2 protein-coding genes are annotated in these 2,061 nt (G+C 42.9%); one reads left to right on the forward strand and one right to left on the reverse strand.

Annotated elements, in window-relative coordinates; genetic code table 11:
* Positions 1-41: 41 nt before the first annotated feature.
* Positions 42-1,448 (reverse strand): RNA-guided endonuclease InsQ/TnpB family protein, encoded by a 1,407-nt coding sequence (locus NXH67_RS00035; protein ID WP_272795911.1) that lies wholly within the window; start codon positions 1,446-1,448, stop codon positions 42-44.
* Between the two features lie 92 nt (positions 1,449-1,540).
* On the opposite strand from NXH67_RS00035, the gene tnpA reads away from it, so the two are divergent.
* Positions 1,541-1,999: an IS200/IS605 family transposase gene (gene tnpA, locus NXH67_RS00040; protein WP_272795912.1), complete on the forward strand. Its 459-nt coding sequence runs from the start codon at positions 1,541-1,543 to the stop codon at positions 1,997-1,999.
* The last annotated feature ends 62 nt before the right edge of the window (positions 2,000-2,061 follow it).

The raw sequence follows: 2,061 nt of genomic DNA on the forward strand, positions 1-2,061 counted from the left end.
ATGAACTACCTCCACCGACACTGCGTCGGAAGAGGTTTCTGTTATGCCGCAGAACGGCATGAACCTTTGGGATGCTTAGTGCATCCCAAAGAACAGGGCATGTCCACTATGCCTCTATCCCATTGGGTTACCTTTGGGAATACTTTTCTTAAGATGTTTGCAGCTCCGTTTATATCTGCATTTGTTATTGTCCCATCGTAGTGTCTGTAGAGTCCGCGCTTTATCCTTTTTCCGGAAAAAACATAGTCAGCATTACTTCCCTTTTTATACACAGGGATTGCATCCATCGCAAGGAAATCCGCTTTGGATGTATAGCTCTCTTCCGTAAGTGCAAACCTTATCCCGTATTCAGCAAGCTTATATCTTAGCATATCTGCAAATATCAGCATTGGTATCTGCACAAAATTCTGGTTACTGATATGCCCCATACCCGCTTCCTGTTTCTGGAATACGTTATGCCCCATCACTACTGCATCTACGTGGTTATCCCTCGCATAGTCTGCCAGCTGTCTGCTTATCTTATGGAACTCATCCTTTATGCGCCTGTTGCGTTTTTCTGTAAGTATGTTCATTTTCCTGGTGCGGTATCTGTTATTGCACTTCATGGCACATGATGAGAGCCGCCCCATTTCTTTGTTGTAGAACTGGTTTACGGACTTTATCAGTCCGCCCTTTATCACAAACGGTTCTGCTCCAAAGTTGTTCGCTCCGGCTGCTATATTGTCCGTACCAGGATCTATCGACATGACCCTGATATCGGAAATGTCATCTTTTGATGAAAGAGATCTGAGAACATCCTTGTCATCCAAAGGCTCTATACCCACTGTTAAGACATCGATCACCACATCCATCACAAAGTCCTTACCATGTGGTTTTATCCGTACTTCCTTAAGTTTCCCATGGGGAAAGTCCCTGCCAAGTTTTAAAGTATCTGTTGTTCCGGGAAAACGTATATAGGAATCCTCCTTTATCCTGCATATCTGATTCGTAAGGATGGCAGTCTTGTATTTTCCCTGGCGTACATAACCCGGCATGCGGGGGCGCCCCGTAAATGCAGATGGTGTCTTGGCGTATGCCTTCACTGCTTCAAAAAATGACTTGTAATCCCTAAGAAGAAGCTTAAGTATCTGCTGGTTAGCCTGAGATGGAATACCATAGTACGCCTTATCCCCGGTACTCTTCAGAAGATAATCAAGGGCATTATAAGAAAGCCATGAACCAGCTGCATGATATTTGGTCCCTTCAAGGGTTTCACTTACAAGTTTATACACCTGCATCTGATTGGGAAAAAGAGGCCTGTAAGAGTCAAATGCTTCTGTAGCAGAAGCATACTGTCGGATGATGAAATTCGCCCTGTTGTAAAGAACTGCAGATGCCCTGCAAATATCCTGGCAGTAACTGTATAGTGTGTTGTTTTTAGCTATTCTGTACTGCCTTGTCCTATACACAGTTGAGATTTCCTTTCCAAAAGATTATATTAGTATTATAGCATAATTTCCAAGAGCAATCAAAACATTTGTTCTTTTTAGAAGGAGTTTTTATGGATAAATACAGAAGAGGTTCACATTCAGTTTACCTGCTTACCTATCATATCATTTTTGTCACTAAATACAGGAAAAAAGTGATAACCGATGAGATGGGGGATTTCATGAAAAATCACGCCGCTTATCTGTGTGGAAGGATGAACTGCGATATGCTTTCTGCTGAGACAGATGAGGATCATATACACATGCTTATCTCCATGCCTCCGGATGTTGCTCCGGTAAAACTGATCAACACCCTAAAATCCCAGCTCTCTAAAGAAGTCAGGATCGAATACCGTGAACATATAGAAAAATTTCTGTGGGGAGATGCTCTTTTCTGGAGCAGGAGCTATTTTTGCGCCACAACCGGATCAGTTTCACCTGAAACAGTGAAAAAATATATAGAAAGCCAGCGCACGGATGACCACAAAAGAAAATATGAAAAAACAGGACGATACAGCAAAGCGAAACGCTGAGGGCCAGCGATTCATCCCCCACCGACTATGTCGGAAGGAGTTTTCTCGCTGATACATCATAA

This window comes from Butyrivibrio sp. DSM 10294 (genome assembly GCF_028539135.1).
Taxonomy (GTDB): domain Bacteria; phylum Bacillota; class Clostridia; order Lachnospirales; family Lachnospiraceae; genus Butyrivibrio.

Coding starts and splice junctions, on each gene's coding strand:
- tnpA (WP_272795912.1), top strand. CDS start 1,541: ATGGATAAATACAGAAGAGGTTCACATTCAGTTTACCTGCTTACCTAT.